Annotated in this window: 14 protein-coding genes; 7 read left to right on the top strand and 7 right to left on the bottom strand. The window is 67.0% G+C overall.

Translation table 11 applies throughout. From position 1 onward, the window contains the following. Positions 1 to 4: 4 nt before the first annotated feature. The 3 genes from K2Y56_RS00460 to K2Y56_RS00450 are packed head-to-tail and all read right to left on the bottom strand — an operon-like array spanning position 5 to position 3,292. Positions 5 to 1,054 carry a glycosyltransferase gene (locus K2Y56_RS00460; RefSeq protein ID WP_292503663.1) on the bottom strand — a complete coding sequence of 350 codons (1,050 nt, stop codon included), beginning with the start codon at positions 1,052 to 1,054 and terminating at the stop codon, positions 5 to 7. Further along, a complete protein-coding gene (locus tag K2Y56_RS00455; RefSeq protein WP_292503661.1) occupies positions 1,051 to 2,157 on the bottom strand; it encodes a glycosyltransferase family 2 protein in 1,107 nt (368 codons plus the stop codon). Before K2Y56_RS00455 ends, K2Y56_RS00460 begins: the two co-directional genes overlap by 4 nt. Continuing rightward, positions 2,150 to 3,292: a glycosyltransferase family 4 protein gene (locus tag K2Y56_RS00450; RefSeq protein ID WP_292503659.1), complete on the bottom strand. Its 1,143-nt coding sequence runs from the start codon at positions 3,290 to 3,292 to the stop codon at positions 2,150 to 2,152. Before K2Y56_RS00450 ends, K2Y56_RS00455 begins: the two co-directional genes overlap by 8 nt. A gap of 1,246 nt (positions 3,293 to 4,538) precedes the next feature. On the opposite strand from K2Y56_RS00450, the gene K2Y56_RS00445 reads away from it, so the two are divergent. The 3 genes from K2Y56_RS00445 to K2Y56_RS00435 are packed head-to-tail and all read left to right on the top strand — an operon-like array spanning position 4,539 to position 7,392. Then, the gene (locus K2Y56_RS00445; protein WP_292503731.1) at positions 4,539 to 6,038 is read left to right on the top strand and encodes an HWE histidine kinase domain-containing protein; all 1,500 of its coding nucleotides are present in this window, start codon (positions 4,539 to 4,541) and stop codon (positions 6,036 to 6,038) included. Between the two features lie 36 nt (positions 6,039 to 6,074). Then, positions 6,075 to 6,680, top strand: a complete 606-nt coding sequence (locus K2Y56_RS00440; RefSeq protein WP_292503656.1) for a sulfite oxidase-like oxidoreductase — start codon at positions 6,075 to 6,077, stop codon at positions 6,678 to 6,680. Further along, complete coding sequence (locus tag K2Y56_RS00435) at positions 6,673 to 7,392, top strand: FAD-binding oxidoreductase (RefSeq protein ID WP_292503654.1); 720 nt, start codon at positions 6,673 to 6,675, stop codon at positions 7,390 to 7,392. The genes K2Y56_RS00440 and K2Y56_RS00435 overlap by 8 nt, the downstream gene beginning before the upstream one ends. Here the strand turns inward: K2Y56_RS00435 and K2Y56_RS00430 are convergent, their stop codons facing one another. Then, positions 7,393 to 8,502 (bottom strand): calcium:proton antiporter, encoded by a 1,110-nt coding sequence (locus K2Y56_RS00430; RefSeq protein WP_292503652.1) that lies wholly within the window; start codon positions 8,500 to 8,502, stop codon positions 7,393 to 7,395. Positions 8,503 to 8,730: 228 nt separating this feature from the next. Between K2Y56_RS00430 and K2Y56_RS00425 the strand changes: the two genes are divergently transcribed. Continuing rightward, positions 8,731 to 10,533, top strand: coding sequence for a DEAD/DEAH box helicase (locus tag K2Y56_RS00425; protein ID WP_292503650.1), 1,803 nt, complete (start codon positions 8,731 to 8,733; stop codon positions 10,531 to 10,533). A 59-nt stretch (positions 10,534 to 10,592) separates the two neighbouring features. Here the strand turns inward: K2Y56_RS00425 and K2Y56_RS00420 are convergent, their stop codons facing one another. The 3 genes from K2Y56_RS00420 to K2Y56_RS00410 form a co-directional block, all read right to left on the bottom strand. After that, positions 10,593 to 11,330: a hypothetical protein gene (locus K2Y56_RS00420; protein ID WP_292503647.1), complete on the bottom strand. Its 738-nt coding sequence runs from the start codon at positions 11,328 to 11,330 to the stop codon at positions 10,593 to 10,595. Positions 11,331 to 11,618: 288 nt separating this feature from the next. Then, the gene (locus tag K2Y56_RS00415; protein WP_292503646.1) at positions 11,619 to 12,470 is read right to left on the bottom strand and encodes a hypothetical protein; all 852 of its coding nucleotides are present in this window, start codon (positions 12,468 to 12,470) and stop codon (positions 11,619 to 11,621) included. An 82-nt stretch (positions 12,471 to 12,552) separates the two neighbouring features. Then, on the bottom strand, positions 12,553 to 13,659 hold the full coding sequence (locus K2Y56_RS00410) for an aldo/keto reductase (protein ID WP_292503644.1): 1,107 nt from the start codon (positions 13,657 to 13,659) through the stop codon (positions 12,553 to 12,555). Between the two features lie 79 nt (positions 13,660 to 13,738). Between K2Y56_RS00410 and K2Y56_RS00405 the strand changes: the two genes are divergently transcribed. The 3 genes from K2Y56_RS00405 to K2Y56_RS00395 all read left to right on the top strand — a co-directional run bounded on the left by K2Y56_RS00405 (position 13,739) and on the right by K2Y56_RS00395 (position 16,567). Further along, positions 13,739 to 14,353: a TetR/AcrR family transcriptional regulator gene (locus tag K2Y56_RS00405; protein WP_292503642.1), complete on the top strand. Its 615-nt coding sequence runs from the start codon at positions 13,739 to 13,741 to the stop codon at positions 14,351 to 14,353. A gap of 196 nt (positions 14,354 to 14,549) precedes the next feature. Next, entirely contained in the window at positions 14,550 to 15,914 is a 1,365-nt protein-coding gene (locus K2Y56_RS00400; RefSeq protein ID WP_292503729.1) for an ATP-binding protein, read from the top strand. Beyond that, the gene (locus tag K2Y56_RS00395; RefSeq protein WP_292503639.1) at positions 15,911 to 16,567 is read left to right on the top strand and encodes a response regulator transcription factor; all 657 of its coding nucleotides are present in this window, start codon (positions 15,911 to 15,913) and stop codon (positions 16,565 to 16,567) included. The genes K2Y56_RS00400 and K2Y56_RS00395 overlap by 4 nt, the downstream gene beginning before the upstream one ends. Positions 16,568 to 16,571 lie beyond the last annotated feature (4 nt).

Below are 16,571 nucleotides of genomic sequence, written 5' to 3'. Positions count from 1 at the left end.
CGCCTCAGCCGCGCGGTGCGGCCAGCAGCCCCGCCAGCGCCTCGATTTCATTCGCGAGGCGCCGGACCGATTCCGGCTCGACCAGGCTCGTGATACGGGCGGGGTTGAGGGCGAGTCCTTCTTGGACGAGAATCGGCCAAGCCTCGGGCTTGGGCCAGGTCTCGCGCATGATCGCCGCACCGAGGGCCTCAAGGCGACGGGCCTTGGCGGTCTGCTCCTCGAAGGGGCGCGCCTCGGGCAGGCACAGGAAGCGCTTGGCTCCCGCGGCTACCGCAGCGACGACGCCGTCGCCGCCGCCCCCGACCACGAGGGAGGCGCGGGCGAGGTAGGGCGCGATGTCCCCGACCCATCCGTGGAGGTGAAGGTTGATCGGGACCTCGCCCTCGCCCCGCACAGGGCCGAGCACGTGCCAGTCGCGATCGGGCACCGCATGGGCCGCAGCGATGAGAGAAGTGAGCGCGCCGCCTCCGCCGCCGCGGCCGTAAATCACGAGGATCGAGCCATCCTCCCCGGAAGGCGATTGCGGTTCGAGGCCGAGGAATCCGGCGTAGAAGGTTTTGGCGCGGACCCAGTCGGGGGTGCCGTCGCTCTCCAGCATTTCAGGGAAGGGTGCGATCAACCGTTCGGCCGAACGGAAGGCTTCGAGATGAGGCGTGTCGGTGCGCGTGCCGGCGAGGCGCACCACCAGCGTCGGCACTGACAGGAGCCGCGCGAACAGAGCAATCTCCACCGAGACGTCGACGATCATCAGAACGGGATCGTGCTCCGCCACGAAGGCGGCGATCCGGGCCATCCGATCCCGGATCGCCGGCACCCGCAGCGGGACATAGTGGAAGGCATCCGGCCGCCCCGCCTCGCCGTCGAGCCCATCGAAGCCGGAGAGGCGGTCGTCGGGAAGATCGAGGCAGGCATGGCGCGAGGCGCCGGTATCGGTGCCGTCGAACGTGCCGATCAGGGTGACGGGCCGTTTCAGAGCGTCGGCCAGAAGATTGGCGCGCTGCCAATGGCCAGCGCCCTGGTGGTGGACATAGTAGCCGACAGGCCGGGTGCTCACGCGGAGAGGGCCCTGGCCGGTGCTTCAAGACCGGCGAGAACCCGGTCGAGACCCTTCAGGGCGATATCGAGGGGCACCGGCGTCATCGGTGGAAGCCCGGCATCGCCGAAACGATCTTCGAGGCGCTCGACGAGAGCGATGTCGTTGGCGCAGGTCTCGAACTCGATCCCGTCGAGATCCTCGACGGAGAGCCCGAGCGCCAGCAAGGCGGCCGTTCCGCTGCGCCATGCCAAGCGCCAGGCACGACGCCGCTCGACCAGGGCGAGCCAATGGCTGGCGGGCGGCAGGCAATAGGCCTCGCCTTCAGTCAGGACGCGGCTGCGGCGCGCCATCTCGGTGGCCATGCCGCCCTCGACCCGGCCGGCACGCCGCGCCGAAACCCGGATGGCGACGTTCGGGCAGTGTCGGACACGGCCGCCAACCCGGCGGACGTTCGAGACGAGGGCGTTGTCCTCGCCGCAGGCGAGAGCCGGCAGGCCGCCGACAGCACGATAGAGATCGACGCGCAAGCCGAGGCTCGCCGCCACGTGGTCGCCGTGACGGGGCGCGGGATCATGCGGCGGCGGATCGATGGAATCCTCGATCCGTCGGACCGAGGCCCAATATCGCTCGATGCGCCCGTGGAGGTCGGCGACGCCCGGAGGCGAGGGCTGCCCGTCCTCGTCGATGAGAAGCCGGCCACCAACGAGCTCGGCCCCTTCGAGGGCGATCACGTTGGCTTTCGCCCAGCCGGCCGGGGCAATGGCATCCGCATCCGTGCTGAGGAGGATTCCGCCCGCGATCCGGTCTTCGTCGAGCCAAGCAGCGCCGGCATCGAGTGCCAAGCGGCGAGCCGTTCCGACATGGGCGATCTCGGGAGCTAGGCTCGCCTCGATCAGACGGATGTCGAGGTTCGGCACATGACCGTCGCTCGCCATCAGGCCGACGCGTGCGACCATGTCGTCCGTGCAGTTGTTGGCGAGGACGAGAACGCGAAGCCGATCGCGAGGGCTCGCGCCATCCTGTCGGTTAAGGGACAGGAGAAGGCGCGGAAGCGCCTCCTGTTCGTTTCGCGCCGGCACGCAGACGACGGTACGCGCCAGAGCAGGATCGAAATCACGCATCGTGCATGAGCTCGATCTTCGAGGAGACCTCGCGAGACGCCACCACCGGCGTCCTCCCGGCATTGCGCTTGGCCTTGCCGAGGACGGCGTCGCCGCGGCCGATCTCTCCCCGGTAGAGGGCCTCGTAGCGATCGATCATCGTGTGGGCGTCGAAGAGGTGCTCGGCACGGCGCCGGCAGGCATGGCGGTCGAGGTCCACGGCGACGCGGATCGCGCGTCCGAGGTCGGCCACATCATCGGCCACTGCCAGGGCGCCGCAGGAGCCGTCGAGGATATCGGGAATGGCGCCGCGGGCGAACGCCGCGACCGGGGTGCCGCAGGCGATCGCCTCGGCGACGACGAGACCGAACGGCTCCTCCCAACGGGGCGTGCAGATCGCCACATGGGCCTCTCCGACCCGCTGGGCCAGTTCGTCATGGGAGAGATGACCGAGATAGGTCACGTCCGGCCCGAGCCGCGGCAGGATTTCATCGGTCCAGTAGGTCGTGTTGCTAACGGGACCAGCGAAAACGAGGGGCAATCCAGCGGCACGGGCGGCGTCGATCGCAAGATGCGGCCCCTTCTCCGGGACGATTCGCCCTGTCCAGATGGCATGGGTCTGGCCCGAAGCCCTGGGCCGGTATGCGAAGGCGTCGAGATCGATACCGTTTCCGATCACGAGCATTTCGCCGAGGACCGGACGCCATTCTTCGGCCAACGACTCCGACACAGCCGCGAAGACCATGTCGTCGGCCCTGGCCCTTACTCCCTGCACGAAGGGTTCGAACGGCGGGGTATGCAGCGCCGTCACCATCGGGATGGACAGTTCGGCGGCGCGGAACAGCGGCAACGGATGAAGGCTGTTGTTGTGGACGAAGTCGAAGCCGCCGGCTGCGATCCTGTCCATGATGCGCTCGTAGGCGGCAAGCTCTTCGGCATCGATGCGCAGGGCGGAGGCGTCGTCGATCGCGGTCCCCGTCGGGCTGCAGACCGCCTCGACCTGACACGTCGCCCGTGAACCCTGCGACGCGAACAGCGTGACGCTGTGTCCACGCGCCTGAAGGGCACAGGCGAGAAAATGCGTGTGCATCTCGAGCCCCCCGGAGAAGGGTTGCGCGATGGGGTATTTAAGATGGGCAACGAGGGCGATCTTCACGGCACACCCAGAATGATGATCCGCATTCCCGATCCATCCCGGCAAGGCAGCCCGATGGGACGACGCGCAAGAACACAGTGCGGGATCGTGCGGGAAAGACAGAGGTTGATCCGGCTGTGAACCGGAGGTGACGCGGGAAGCGGACATCCGTCCCCGGCTCGGCTACGTCTTGGACGCCTCCGCCTTTACCGTGGCTGAACGCCGGTCGGAGTCGGATGTCGGCATGTGTACAACCCAGGCGAACCGAAGAGAGGATCGTGCAACAAGCCCTCGGGTGAACGCGTGCAGATGAATGTGTCCCGACAGGACAACGGGAATAGCGGCCAAGTTTCGGAAAAGTTCCGACGGTTTTAATCCACTCAACCGCAAGAATTCATGTTAACATAGGTTTATTGTAGAAGAGAAAGTGAATCGACAGATCGCTGACGGGTTGATGGAACCAGATCAGACCTTCGCCGTTTCCACCGCAGCCAAAGAAATTTCGGAGGAAACATGTCCAAGTTGATCACGCTCATCGGCGCAGGTGCAGTCGTAATGATGACAGCGACCGCTTCCATGGCCGCTCCCTGCACCACCGGGACTGCTGGACAGAACGCAGCCAACCCAACTCAGGATAAAAGCTCGAGGGTCGAGCCCGGGTCGACGGCGAACGTGACGCCCGGCGCGAAGGCTGAGTCACCGGGCACCGTAGGCGCCATGAACAACGTAGGCGCGAATCGCGCGACGTCAGCTCAGGACGTTTCTCGCCAAGCTGACGGAAAGCCTGTCGCGGGTCAGCAAGACGGCTGCTGATCGATCCAGTTTAGCGGCTAAATAAATGCCCGCCGGACCCGGGTCCGGCGGGCATCTTTGCGACTGAACGTTAGATCTCGCGGCCGGGAGGGTGAACGTCTGCTACATGCCGGGCGGGTTTTTCACCAATCGAATCGAACGATCTCGTAACCTCATGTAAAAATTCGGCGATTTGCCGCAGCAGCGGGCCAACCTTAGGGGAACTCAGCTCTCTGACGTCGTTTGGAATGCCCGCGGCGGTGCGCTAGGAATCAGCGTCGTGTGCCAACCTATTGGTGGTACTCCAAGCCCAGCCAACTCGTGAGCCTGCCTTTGCCGGAGTTATTCCCAACACCCCCGGGGGCATTCAGGGCCAGGTGCGGGAAGTCGACGTGACGAAGGTCAACATCGGCAGCGTAAAACCTAACCGTACGCGGAGGGTGTCCGCTGCACCTCGCAGGCGAGGCAAGTCTTGGTGACCTTTGCGAACGATGAGGCTCGGATCGCCGCGGAGATCGTCGGTGCGCAAGACGGGAGCGACCCCTTCGCTGCGGCCGTACGGGCGACGCGGATGCCAATGGTCATCTCGGATCCGCGCCTGCCTGACAATCCGATCGTCTTCGTGAACGACGCTTTCCTCAAGCTTACGGGCTACGAGCGCGCCGAGATTTTAGGGAGGAACTGCCGCTTCCTCCAGGGTCCGTCGACCGAGAGGGACGCCGTTTCGCAGATCCGGGCGGCGATCGAGAAACGCGAGACGATCGAAATCGACCTCATCAACCATCGCAAGGATGGTAGCGTCTTCTGGAACCGGGCCCTCATTTCTCCCGTCTTCGATGAGAAGGGCGAACTCAGCTATTTCTTCGCCTCTCAATTCGACGTGACTCTGGAGAAAGATCGTCTTGTTCGTCTGGAGCACGATCGCGATACGTTGGAAGAGCAGGTTGCGTTGCGGGCAGCAGAACTGACGCGCAGCGAGGATCGGTTGCGTTTCACCCTGGAGGCGGGTCGCCTCGGCCCATGGAGCATCGATGTTCCCGTGATGCGTCTCGATGCGTCCGACGATTGCAAGATCAATTTCGGCCGCGAGCCGACCGATCCATTCACCTTCGACGACTTCCTGGCGTCTGTTTCCTCCGCCGACCGTGATCGTGTCCAGCGCGCCATCTCCACCGCCGTCGCGGAGGGCACGGACTACGACATCGAATATCGGATCGAGCTCGACGACGGGGAGGTTCGCTGGATCCACGCGCGGGGCCAGACTTTCTACGATGCCGACCGGACACCCGATACGATGTCGGGCATCACCCTCGACATCACGGAGCGCAAGCGCGCCGAGGAACATCGCGCTCTCCTCGCCAACGAGCTGACCCACCGGGTCAAGAACACCCTCGCCACCATCCAGGCGATCGTGAACCAGACCCTGCGCTCGGCATCCTCTCTCGAAGCTGCGCGCCACACCCTCGAATCACGCCTCGTCTCCCTCGCGGCGGCTCATGATGTGCTGACCCAGGAGGCCTGGGAGGGTGCTACCTTGAGCGAGATCATCGCCAAGGCGGTGGCACCCTTTCAGACCGGCAACGCCTCTCGTTTCAGAACGGACGGGCCGGCGATTCGGCTCCCCCCACGGTCCGCCCTCGCAGTCTCCATGGCGCTCCACGAACTGGCCACTAATGCGGTCAAGTACGGGGCGCTCTCGAATGAAGTGGGACACGTGGTCTTGACCTGGACGCTCGTCGAGGAAGACGGGGTCGAGCAGATGGTCCTCCATTGGCAGGAGATCGGAGGGCCACCCGTCACACCTCCGACCCGCAAGGGCTTCGGCTCTCGCATGATCGAGCGGGCGCTTGCTCAGGAGATCGAGGGCCGTGTCGAGATCGCCTATCGTCCCGACGGCGTCGTGTTCACCGCCAAGGCTCCGGTCCCGCGGCCCGGCTGCGAGGGGACAGGGGTGGCGGCTCCTACGAACATCTGACAGACGGGGCAGGGGCGCAGGGCGACGGAGAACGGGATGACGACACGCGGCTTCATGGGGCGGCGGCCAAGCGAGGAGGCGCGCGCTCGACTTCCGCCGGGGCAGTACCTCACCGAGGATTTTCCCGTCCTGCAATTCGGACCGACGCCGCGCATTGACCTCGACACCTGGCGCTTCACGATCCGAGACGGCGCCCGTCCGGTGAAGAGCTGGAGTTGGGCCGAATTCGAGGCTTTGCCGCGCACCACCTGGAGCGGCGACATCCACTGCGTGACGACCTGGTCCAAATTCGACACGGTCTGGGAGGGCGTGAGCTTCGACGATCTTCTCGCGGAGGCGGGAATCACTGCTCCGACTGAATTCCTGCTCGCGGAAGGGTATGACGACTACACCACCAACGTCCCCGTGGCGGACCTCATCGGCGGCAAGGCGATGGTGGCGACGCGGTATGCGGGAGAGCCGATCAGCCCCGACCATGGCGGTCCCGCGCGCCTTCTCGTGCCGCATCTCTATTTCTGGAAGAGCGCCAAGTGGGTCAAGGGCCTGCGATTCACGCAAACCGACACCGCCGGCTTCTGGGAACTTCGTGGCTATCACATGTACGGCGACCCCTGGCGCGAGCAGCGCTTTACCGGTGATTGAGGCCTCGCGTCCCCTCCCCTGGCAGAAGGCACGCATTCTCTGCATCACCTCGGTCGCGAGTCGCGTGAAGGCGTTCCGCCTCGGCGTGAGGTTCGACAGGCCGGCATTTGCCGGGCAGCATGTCGACCTGCGCCTCACCGCGCCCGACGGCTATCAGGCCCGCCGCAGCTACTCCATCGCCTCGGCTCCGGACGAGACCGGGACGATCGAACTCATGATCGAGCATGTCGGTGACGGCGAGGTCTCGGCTTTCTTCGATGCCGTCGCCGAGGTCGGCGATGAGATCGAGCTTCGCGGACCTATCGGCGGATCCTTCGTCTGGCGGCCGGAGGATGGCGGACCGATCCTACTGGCCGGCGGCGGCTCGGGCGTAGTTCCGCTGCTCGCCATGCTGCGCCACCGCGCACGCGCCGCCCCGGAGGTGAAGGCGCTGTTGCTCTATTCGGTCGCCACCGGCGATGCCGTGATCGCCCGCGAGGAGCTTGGGGGCAGAGCACGCGACGAACCAGGCTTCGACCTGATGCTCACCCTGACGCGAGACGGCGGCAGGCGAGTGGATGCCGCACTCGTGGACGACGCGTTGGCGCGGCTCGGACGGCCTTGCCATGCCTACCTCTGCGGTTCCAACGCCTTCGTCGGCACGGTCTCCGACCTCCTCGTCGATGCGGGCGTCGATCCCGCCATCATCCGGACCGAGCGGTTCGGAAGCTGATCACGGGCTGAAGATCAGCGTCAGGTAGACGAAGAACACGACGAGGTGGACCGCGCCCTCCAGCATGGTGGTACGCAAGCCCGAGAAGGTGATGGTGCTGAGAATCAGGGTCACCACCAACAAGGTCATCTCGGTGGGAGCCAGCCCGAGCACCACCGTCTGGCCTGAGACGAGGCCGACGATCAGCACCGCGGGGACAGTCAGGCCCACCGTCGAGGTCGCCGCGCCGAGGCACAGGTTGATCGCCCGCTGCAACTCGTTGCGCGCGATCGCCTTCAGCGCACTGATTCCCTCCGGAGTAAACACGATTCCCGCGATGAGCACGCCGCCGAGGGCCGAGGGTGCGCCGAGCGCCGCGATGCCGTGGTCGAGGATCGCCGCGAGGCTCTTCGAGAGGAGCACGATCGGCAGGATGTTGGCGACGAGAAGGGCGGTGTGGGTGAGGACCGAGCCGCCCGCCGCATGGGCCGGTTTCGGCGGCTCGGTCGGTCCCGAGGCCGACGCCGAGGTCTCGTTCGCGTGGATGAAGAAGCTGCTGTGCCGTCCGGTCTGGATCGCCAGGAAGATCCCGTAGAGGGACACGGTGAAGACCGAGAACGCGATCGATTGCAGCGGCGTCAGTGTGCCGACGCTCGTCGAGGTGGTGAAGTTCGGAATGATCAGCGCGATGGTGGTGAGCGGAATGATCACCGACAGGAAGGCGGAGGCGCCCTTCAGGTTGTAGGATTGCTGATGGTAGCGCAGGCCGCCGATGAGGAGGCCGAGGCCGACGAGGCCGTTCATCACGATCATCAGGACGGCGAACATCGTGTCGCGCCCGAGGGTCGGCGCCGCCTTGGCCGACAGCATCACCGCCGAGACCAGCACCACCTCGATGACGACGATGGAGAGGGTGAGGACCAGCGTCCCGAACGGCTCGCCGAGCCGGTGGGCGAGTTCCTCCGCTTCGTGGACGACGCCGAAGGCCGACCATAGGATGACGGCAAAGAGCCAGAGGAACAGGCCGGTGGCCCAGAGCGGAGAGGCGAGATCGCCGAGCCAGCCGGGCCCGAACACGAAGAAGGCGGCCACGCTAGCCCACGCCACCACGAGCCTCAGGACAGCTGCCATCAACAAGCCTTTTTCTGGGAAGCACCGGGAAACCGGTTGCCATCGGGTGGCGCGGTCGGCCCATGCGCGGCCGCACATAGCGCGCGGCGGCAGTTACGGCTAGAAGCGCAGGAGTTCCGCAACCGTTTGCGTCCGGATATCCGGCCGAATGGACCATGAGGCGCCGGTTTCGGCGCAGGCGTCCGTTTTGCCCGTTCCGGCCTCTTCAGCCCTCAAGGCTTCTGTCCCGTGTCCTTTCCTTCCTTGCCGGCCCCGCTCTCGCGCGCCCTGATCTCGCGCGATTACGAGGAGCCGACCCCCGTCCAAAGCGCCGTCATCGAGGCCGCCGCCGCCGGCCGCGACCTTCTCGTCTCGGCCCAGACCGGCTCGGGCAAAACCGTCGCCTATGGCCTGGCCTTTGCCACCGACCTCCTCGACGAGGCGGAGACCCTCGGGCCGGCGGGCGCCCCGCTCGCCCTCGTCATCGCGCCGACCCGCGAACTCGCCCTGCAGGTCCAGCGCGAGCTGTCCTGGCTCTACGCCGAGGCCGGCGCCCTCGTGATCGCCTGCGTCGGCGGCATGGACCCGCAGCGCGAGCGCCGTGCCCTGCAGGAGGGCGCCCATATCGTCGTCGGAACACCTGGCCGCCTGCGCGACCATCTCGAGCGGCGCAACCTCGCGACGCAGGAGATGCGCGCCGTCGTCCTAGACGAGGCCGACGAGATGCTCGACCTCGGCTTTCGCGAGGACCTGGAATTCATCCTCTCCGTCACGCCGAAGGAGCGGCGCACGCTGCTGTTCTCGGCGACCCTTCCGAAGGCGATTGCGACTCTCGCCGAGCGCTACCAGCGCGACGCGCTGCGCATCGCAGTGAAAGGCCAGGAGCGCGGTCACGCCGACATCGCCTACCGGGCGATCCGGGTGGTGCCGCGCGAGATCGAGCACGTCGTGGTCAACACCCTGCGCTTCGTGGATGCGCCGACCGCGATCGTGTTCTGCAACACCCGAAATGCGGTGCGCCACCTCCAAGCCTGTCTGACCGAGCGCGGGTTCTCGGCGGTGGCCCTCTCGGGCGAACTCGGGCAGGGCGAGCGCAACGCCGCCCTTCAGGCCCTTCGGGATGGCCGCGCCAAGGTCTGCGTCGCCACCGACGTGGCGGCCCGCGGCATCGATTTGCCGACCGTGACACTCGTCATCCACGCCGACCTGCCGAACGATGCCGAGGTGCTTCAGCACCGCTCCGGCCGCACCGGCCGCGCCGGCCGCAAGGGCACCAGCGTCCTCCTCGTTCCAGCCTCGCGGCGGCGGCGGGCCGAGCAGATGCTGGCGATCGCCAAGGTCAACGCCGATTGGGACGCTCCGCCCACCGCCGACGAGATCCGCCGCCTCGACGGCGAGCGGATGTGGCAGGACCCGATCTTCACCGAAGCCGCCAGCGAGGAGGACGTCGCCATGGGCGAGGCGCTCCTCGCCCAGCGCACGCCGCAGGAACTCGCGGCCGCCCTCGCCCGGATCTATCGCTCGCGGCTGCCAGCGCCGGAGGACGTCACCGATCCGGGTGCCGGCCCGGCCCGCCGCTCCGAGCGTCCCGTCTACGATCCGGCCGACGCGGCCCGCATCGAGGCACAGGGTCCCGCCGTCTGGTTCCGCCTCAATCTCGGACGGCGCGACAATGCCGACCCGCGCCGCCTCCTGCCGATGCTGACCCGCCGCGGCGGGATCGGCCGTCAGGAGATCGGGGCGATCCGCATCTTCGAGGGCGAGACCAAGTTCGAGGTCCGCGGCGGCGCGGCTTCGCGCTTTGCCGCGACCTTCGCCAAGAACGGCTCGCCGGAGATCCAGGTCGAGGCGCTCCTCGACGGCGCACCGGCGGCGGAAGTCAAAGGCCCCAAGGGCTTCAAGAGCCCCCGCGCGGCACGCCACGAGCGGGTCGCCGGAAGGGAACACGGAGGCAAGGACCACGCGGGCAAGGACCATGCGGGCAAGGGACTTGGCGCCAAAGGACCTGCCGCGAAGGGCTACGGCACCAAGGCACCGCGCAAGCCGCGCTAAGCTGGTGTCTGGTTGATCGAAACGCTCGCGAGCGGTCGTTTCAGATCGGCATTAAACCCTCAGAACTGCTTCGCCACCGCGTCGCCGAGGGACTGCACGCCCTCGACGAACCGGCGCCCGCTGGCAGCGAGCGAGGGTACCTTGACGCCCAGCACTTCGGTCTCGTCGCTCTCCGCCGGCACCGCTTCGGCCACGGGTACGGCGCCGGGCTGCGCGGCGGGCTTGGTGCGGGCGACAGCCGCGGGTTTACGAACCGGCTTGGCGGCGTTCTCCGGTGGCAGGGCCGCAAGGGTGGTGTCGATGGCGCGGGCGCGGACCGTCTCGGCTGGGCGCGGCGCGATGAGGGCGGCGGACTTGGCGATGCCGACGAGCGGCGCGGTCCGGGTGCCCTCGATCAACGTCGCGGCCTCAATGAGGGGCAGGCTCCGACGGACCGGTGCAGCCGCGGTGATGGGAGGCGCAGTCGAAGAAGGTGGAGTGACTGACGTCGACGGCGCTATCGCGGCCAGCTTGGGTCTCGCCTGTGCGGTTGCCTCCGGACCCGATGCCAGGGCCGGGACACCGTCCTTGAGATCCGGCCAGTCGGCGGCGCGATGGGAAATCGTCACCTTGTGGACCTGCGGGCCCGCGAGCGTTCCGAGCATCGAATAGGCCGCGACCGAGAAGGAGCCGATGCCGAAAAGGCCGAGTGCGGCCAGCGCGGCGGTCTTTGCCACCGGATTCATCCGGCGGGAATGCGCCGTCTCGAGTGCGGATTTCGGGCGGATCTGCGAAGGATCGATCGTCAAAGACATCATCGGATGAAACCTCAGGGACGGCAGCGGCCGCGTTGACCGTTGCCTGCCGATCACAGGAGCGCGTCGGCACGAACGCGCCACCGCACAGACTCGACCATCGATCCCCAAAACGATGTTCAAGCGGGAGGATGAACCCGATAATGGGGCATCAAGATGACAAGAGGCGGTTCCCAATCACGTCCGACAACGAATCTGAATTACGTCCACAGATTTAACGAGATCCCACCAGGGACGACTTGGCACGTCCCACCTTGGGTCGCCGAGACCCTGCGGGTGCGAGTCGGCGCCTTACCATCGGGCAAGACGTTGAGCCGCGACGACCTTGGCGACCATACGGGCATGGCGCCCCACCTCGGTCTCCGGGCGATCGCCTTGCAGCAGCCCGCTCTTGAGGGCGACGAGGTCCGGATGTCCCCAACGTCGGAGAAGCGCTTGGAACGCCTCGTGCCGATCATGCCTGAACGGCGCTCCCGGTTCATCGACCGGATGAGGCGGATACAAATGCGCGATGGGCACGAACCCGCCGGGGATCGGTGCCGTCGCGGCGTGAGTTCGCGACGAGCGAATCAGCTTCTCGTCGAGATGCAGCATCGATCCGCCTGGATCCGCGCCATCCCCGAAGATCTCGATGCGACTGGAACCCGCGAAGATGATCCGGTGGGAGGAAGCCCAGGATCTGCGCAGGTCGTCCGGCTTTCCGGCTTTGCCGCAAGCCGCCCGCCATTCGGCCGCGACTTCCGGGTCGGCACAGCGCAGGCAGAACGCCGCCTGCCGCAGACCTAACCCGCCATCGAAGAGGTATGCCTCTCGGTCGTGGCACCGGACCGCATCGCCATCGCGACCCCGCTCCGTGACGATGGTCGTAGCAGGCGTGAGGTCGGAAGCGGGCAGGCAGAGCGCCACGGCATGGCTCCACGCCGCTCCGAAGGCGGTCTCGTAGGCAATGGGGCGCAGGCCGGCGGGGTCGAAGGCGATGGCCCCGCGCCCGGTGCTCAGCCCGAGGCGGCCGTCATCGAGCCAGGAGACCGGCTCGGATCGAGAGCGGGCGAAGGTGGCGAGCGCCCCGAACCCGCCGAGACTCCAGCTGCAGGCAGGATCGGCGAGAGCGTCTTGGATCAGCGCGGTTACGTCCCGGAGCATCGCGTCCATCGCTTCCGATCTACACCCGTGCGTCAGGGGCGTGATTCACTTGGGAACCCTGAAGTGGTCAAGCGTGTGTCTCCTATCGGCGGTCGGCCACGGCGCTTCCGCCGAATACGAAGCTTTGGCGGGCGCCCTGCGTGAACAGGCCGTAGATCATCGCGCTTTCCGGTTTGCTAGCATCGTCGAGCGCCGCGATCTGTTCTGCCGGCAGGTGGAGCTCGGTGGCGGCGGCATTGTCATGGACTTGCGAGACGCGGCTCACGCCCATCAGGGCCGTATCGACGCCGGGCTTCGACAGAACCCAGGCCAGCGCGACGCGGGCGGGCGTCTCGCCGAGCGTGTCGGCCACGCCGCGCAGGGCGTCTACGATCCGCCAATTGCGCTCAGTGAACAACATGTCGCCGAACGGATTGCTCCCGTCGAGCCGCTTGTCGCCTTCGGGTCGAACCTCGCCCGTCGCGGTCTCGCTTGGCAGGCCGCCGGCGCGCGGCGCGCTCGCCTCCACCGTGGCACGATCGTACTTGCCGGTGAGCAGACCATAGGCGAGGGGGCTCCAGGGCATCATCCCGAGGCTCATGTCGCGGGCGAGGGGCAGGTGCTCGGACTCGACCTCACGGCTGACGAGTGAATAGAAGTACTGGAGCGCGATCGGTCCGGGCAGCGCATGAACGGACGCCAGCGTCGCGATCTTCGCGACATACCAGGCTGGCGCGTTGGAGAGCCCCCAGTAGCGGACTTTCCCTGACCGAACGAGGCCTGCCATCGTCTGCAGCAGCTCCTCTGCCGGAGTCACTGAATCCCACACATGCACCCAGTAGAGGTCGATGTAATCCGTGCCGAGGCGGCGCAAAGACCCTTCCAAAGCGGCGTGGATGTGCTTGGCGCCGTTCCCGCCGGCATGGGGTCCCTTTCCGGTAGCAAAGCCCGCCTTGGTCGCGACGACAAGGCGGTCGCGCAAGCCCCGATCGGCGATGATGGCCCCGAGCATCTCCTCGCTTCGCCCTCCGGCATAGACATCGGCCGTGTCGACGAGATTGCCGCCAGCCTCGACATAGGCGTCGAAGACGGCCTCCGCTTCCGGGCGCTCCATTCCCCATCGCGCGACACCGAACGTCATCGTACCGAGTGACAACGGGCTGACGACCAGCCCGGAGCGGCCGAGAGTGCGATAGGAGGCCATCGACATCGGGTTGTTTCCTAGTGATTACTATGGAACCCCTCTAGGCGGCTTGTCCAAGGCGGTCAAGAATTACATATCGATCGCTATGAAAAACCCCTCGCCTGATCGCCCCCGCCGCTCGGGACGTCCGCTGTCGTTCGATCGGGAGGCGGCTCTCGTCGCCGCCATGCACCTCTTCTGGCAGCATGGCTACGAGGCGACGTCGGTCTCGGACCTGACGCAGGCCATGGGTATCACGCCGCCAAGCCTCTACGCGGCCTTCGGCGACAAGCGGCGCTTGTTTCTGGAGGCGGTCGACCGCTATCTCGGGGGTACGAAGGCGGTCGAGCAGAGCATCGAGAACGCGGCGAGCGCAAAAGACGCCGCTCGGGATCTGCTGGTGGCTGCCGTGCTAGGCGACACGGGGGAGGACACGCCACCCGGTTGCCTCCTCGCCAGCTCTCTCGTCACGAGTTCGCGCGAAGCTGCCGAAGTGCGTGAGGCATTGGCTCGGATTCGACGCGCCATCGAGGCCGCTCTGCGAGCCCGGATCGAGCGGGACATCGGCGAAGGCCGACTTCCGGCCGGAACGGATGACCGAGCGCTTGCCGGCCATGTCTTCGCGGTCGTCCAGGGCATGTCGACCCTCGCCAAGGACGGCGCCGGGCGCGACAAGCTCATGCGGATCGTGGATGCCGCCATGGCAGGCTGGCCGGCTTAGGCTGAAAGCCGCCGGGCCGCGTCCTCGCGAGTCTCGAAGCCGGGTTTCGAACTCCACCACCACCGTAGCGAGTGCGAGCTTTCGCGCGACGCTAACATCGCTACAAGCGGCGGCCATGCCCGACGAGCCCGCCCACCACCCCCCAAGTCTGGACTCGCGCCGCAAGGCGGAACCGGAACGCCGACAGGGCGGCTGGATGTGGCGTCATTGGGCGACGCGGACCCGGATGATCGCCGTGGTCCTTGTCATCGATGCCGTCGCCGCGCTCGTGTCGATGGGGATCGTCGTCCTCAACGCCCGCTCGGCCGTCGTCGTCGAGATGCAGGCCTCGCTCGCGACGGTGGAGCCCCTCGTCGCCGACACGATCGGCGCCGGGCAGGTGGATGCGCCCGACGCCCTGCTCAGGACCCTCGATCTGCGCTTCCAAACCTTGCGCCATGTCCGCGTCACCCTCGTCGACATGAACGGAAAAAGCCCCGAGGTGCCGCAGGTGCGGCGCGAGCGCTACACGGCTCCGGATTGGTTCGTGGCGCTGATCGCGCCGCCCGTGCAGCGTCACGAGATTCCGATTCTCGTCGGCGCCCAGCGCGTCGGTACCGCCCGGATCACGACCGAGCCGCGCGACGAGATCGACGAGATCTGGGGCTACGCCATGTCGCTGTCACTCGCGAGCCTCTGCCTCAACCTCGCGCTTCTTATCGCCCTCTACCTCGCCCTGGGCCGCGTCCTCGCACCGCTCGGGCGCCTCGCCGAGGGTCTCACACAGCTCGAGAAGCAGGATTACGCAGTGCGGCTCGAAGCGTCGGGCTCCCGCGAAGTCGCCGTCATCACCGACCGCTTCAACCGTGTGGCCGAGGCCCTGGGCGAGGTCCGGGCCGCCAATGGCAGACTCAACCGGCAACTTCTCACCGCTCAGGACGACGAGCGCCGCCGAACCGCCCTCGAACTCCACGACGAGTTCGGCCCATGCCTGTTCGCCCTGGAGGCCAATGCCGCCTCGGTGGCGCGCATCGCGGACAGCCCCGAACCCGACCGCTCCCGACTTGCCGCCAGGGCGCAGGACATCAGCGCCATCGTCGGACAGGTCCAGACGCTGAACCGCGACCTCCTCAACCGCCTGCGCCCGCACGGGCTCGGCCAGGTGGCCCTGGCCGCGAGCCTCGACCTCCTCCTGCGCGATTTCTCGCGTCGGCACCCGGAGACCATTTTCACGGGCGCCTTCGAGGCGCTGGCGCAGGGCTATGGCGACCTCGTCGACCTCACGGTCTTCCGCTGCATCCAGGAGAGCATGACCAACGCGGTGCGCCACGGCGGTGCCCGCCGCGTCGAGGCGGAAGCCGCGGAGAAGGACGGGCGGCTCACCATCGTCGTGCGAGACGACGGCGTCGGTATCGCTAGCGACCATCGGATCGGCCTCGGATTGTCGGGGATGCGTGAGCGGGTCGACGCACTCGGCGGCGATTTCCAGCTTGACACGGCGGCAAAGGGGGCCGTTGTGCGGATCTCGATCCCGATCGATACCGACCGGGACGAGGAGACGATCTCGGCCCGCCCACGATGAACGCCATCGCCACGACGCAAGAGTGCGTCCTCGTCATCGACGACCACCCGATCGTGCTGCAAGGCTGCCGCCGCGTGCTCGAAGATGCCGGCATCGAGGCGATCGCCGAAGCGACCGGCGTGCTCGCCGGCTACCGTCTGTTCCACCGGCTGCGGCCTGCGGCCGTGATCTGCGACCTCACCTTCCAGGGTAGCGGGCTTGCCGGGCTCGATCTGATCCGCCGCATGCGCCGGGTCGCTCCGAAGACCCGCATCCTCGTCTTCAGCATGCACAACGATCCGGTCATCGTCGCCCGCGCCCTCGAGGCCGGGGCGCTCGGCTACGTCCTCAAGGACCATGCCTCGGCCGAATTGTTCGAGGCCTTCGCCAGGGTCCGCACAGGTGAGCCTCATCTCGACCGGCGCCTCGCCACCGAGGTGGCGATGCTCAGGATGGACCCTCGCCGGACGCCGGAAACGCAACTCACACCGCGCGAGCGCGAGATTCTGGCGCGGCTCGCACAGGGCAAATCCTACGGCGCCATCGCGAGCGACCTCTCGGTGAGCTACAAGACCATCACCAATGCCTGCTCGCAGATGCGCCAGAAGCTCGGGGTCAGGACGCTGGCGGAGCTCATCCACGTCGCCGTTACTCAGGCGCAGCGGCAGGGATGAGGGT

Source organism: Methylobacterium sp. (genome assembly GCF_019745455.1).
GTDB lineage: Bacteria > Pseudomonadota > Alphaproteobacteria > Rhizobiales > Beijerinckiaceae > Methylobacterium.
Note: the sequence above shows the minus strand (reverse complement) of the source record. Positions and strands in the feature narration are given on the sequence as shown.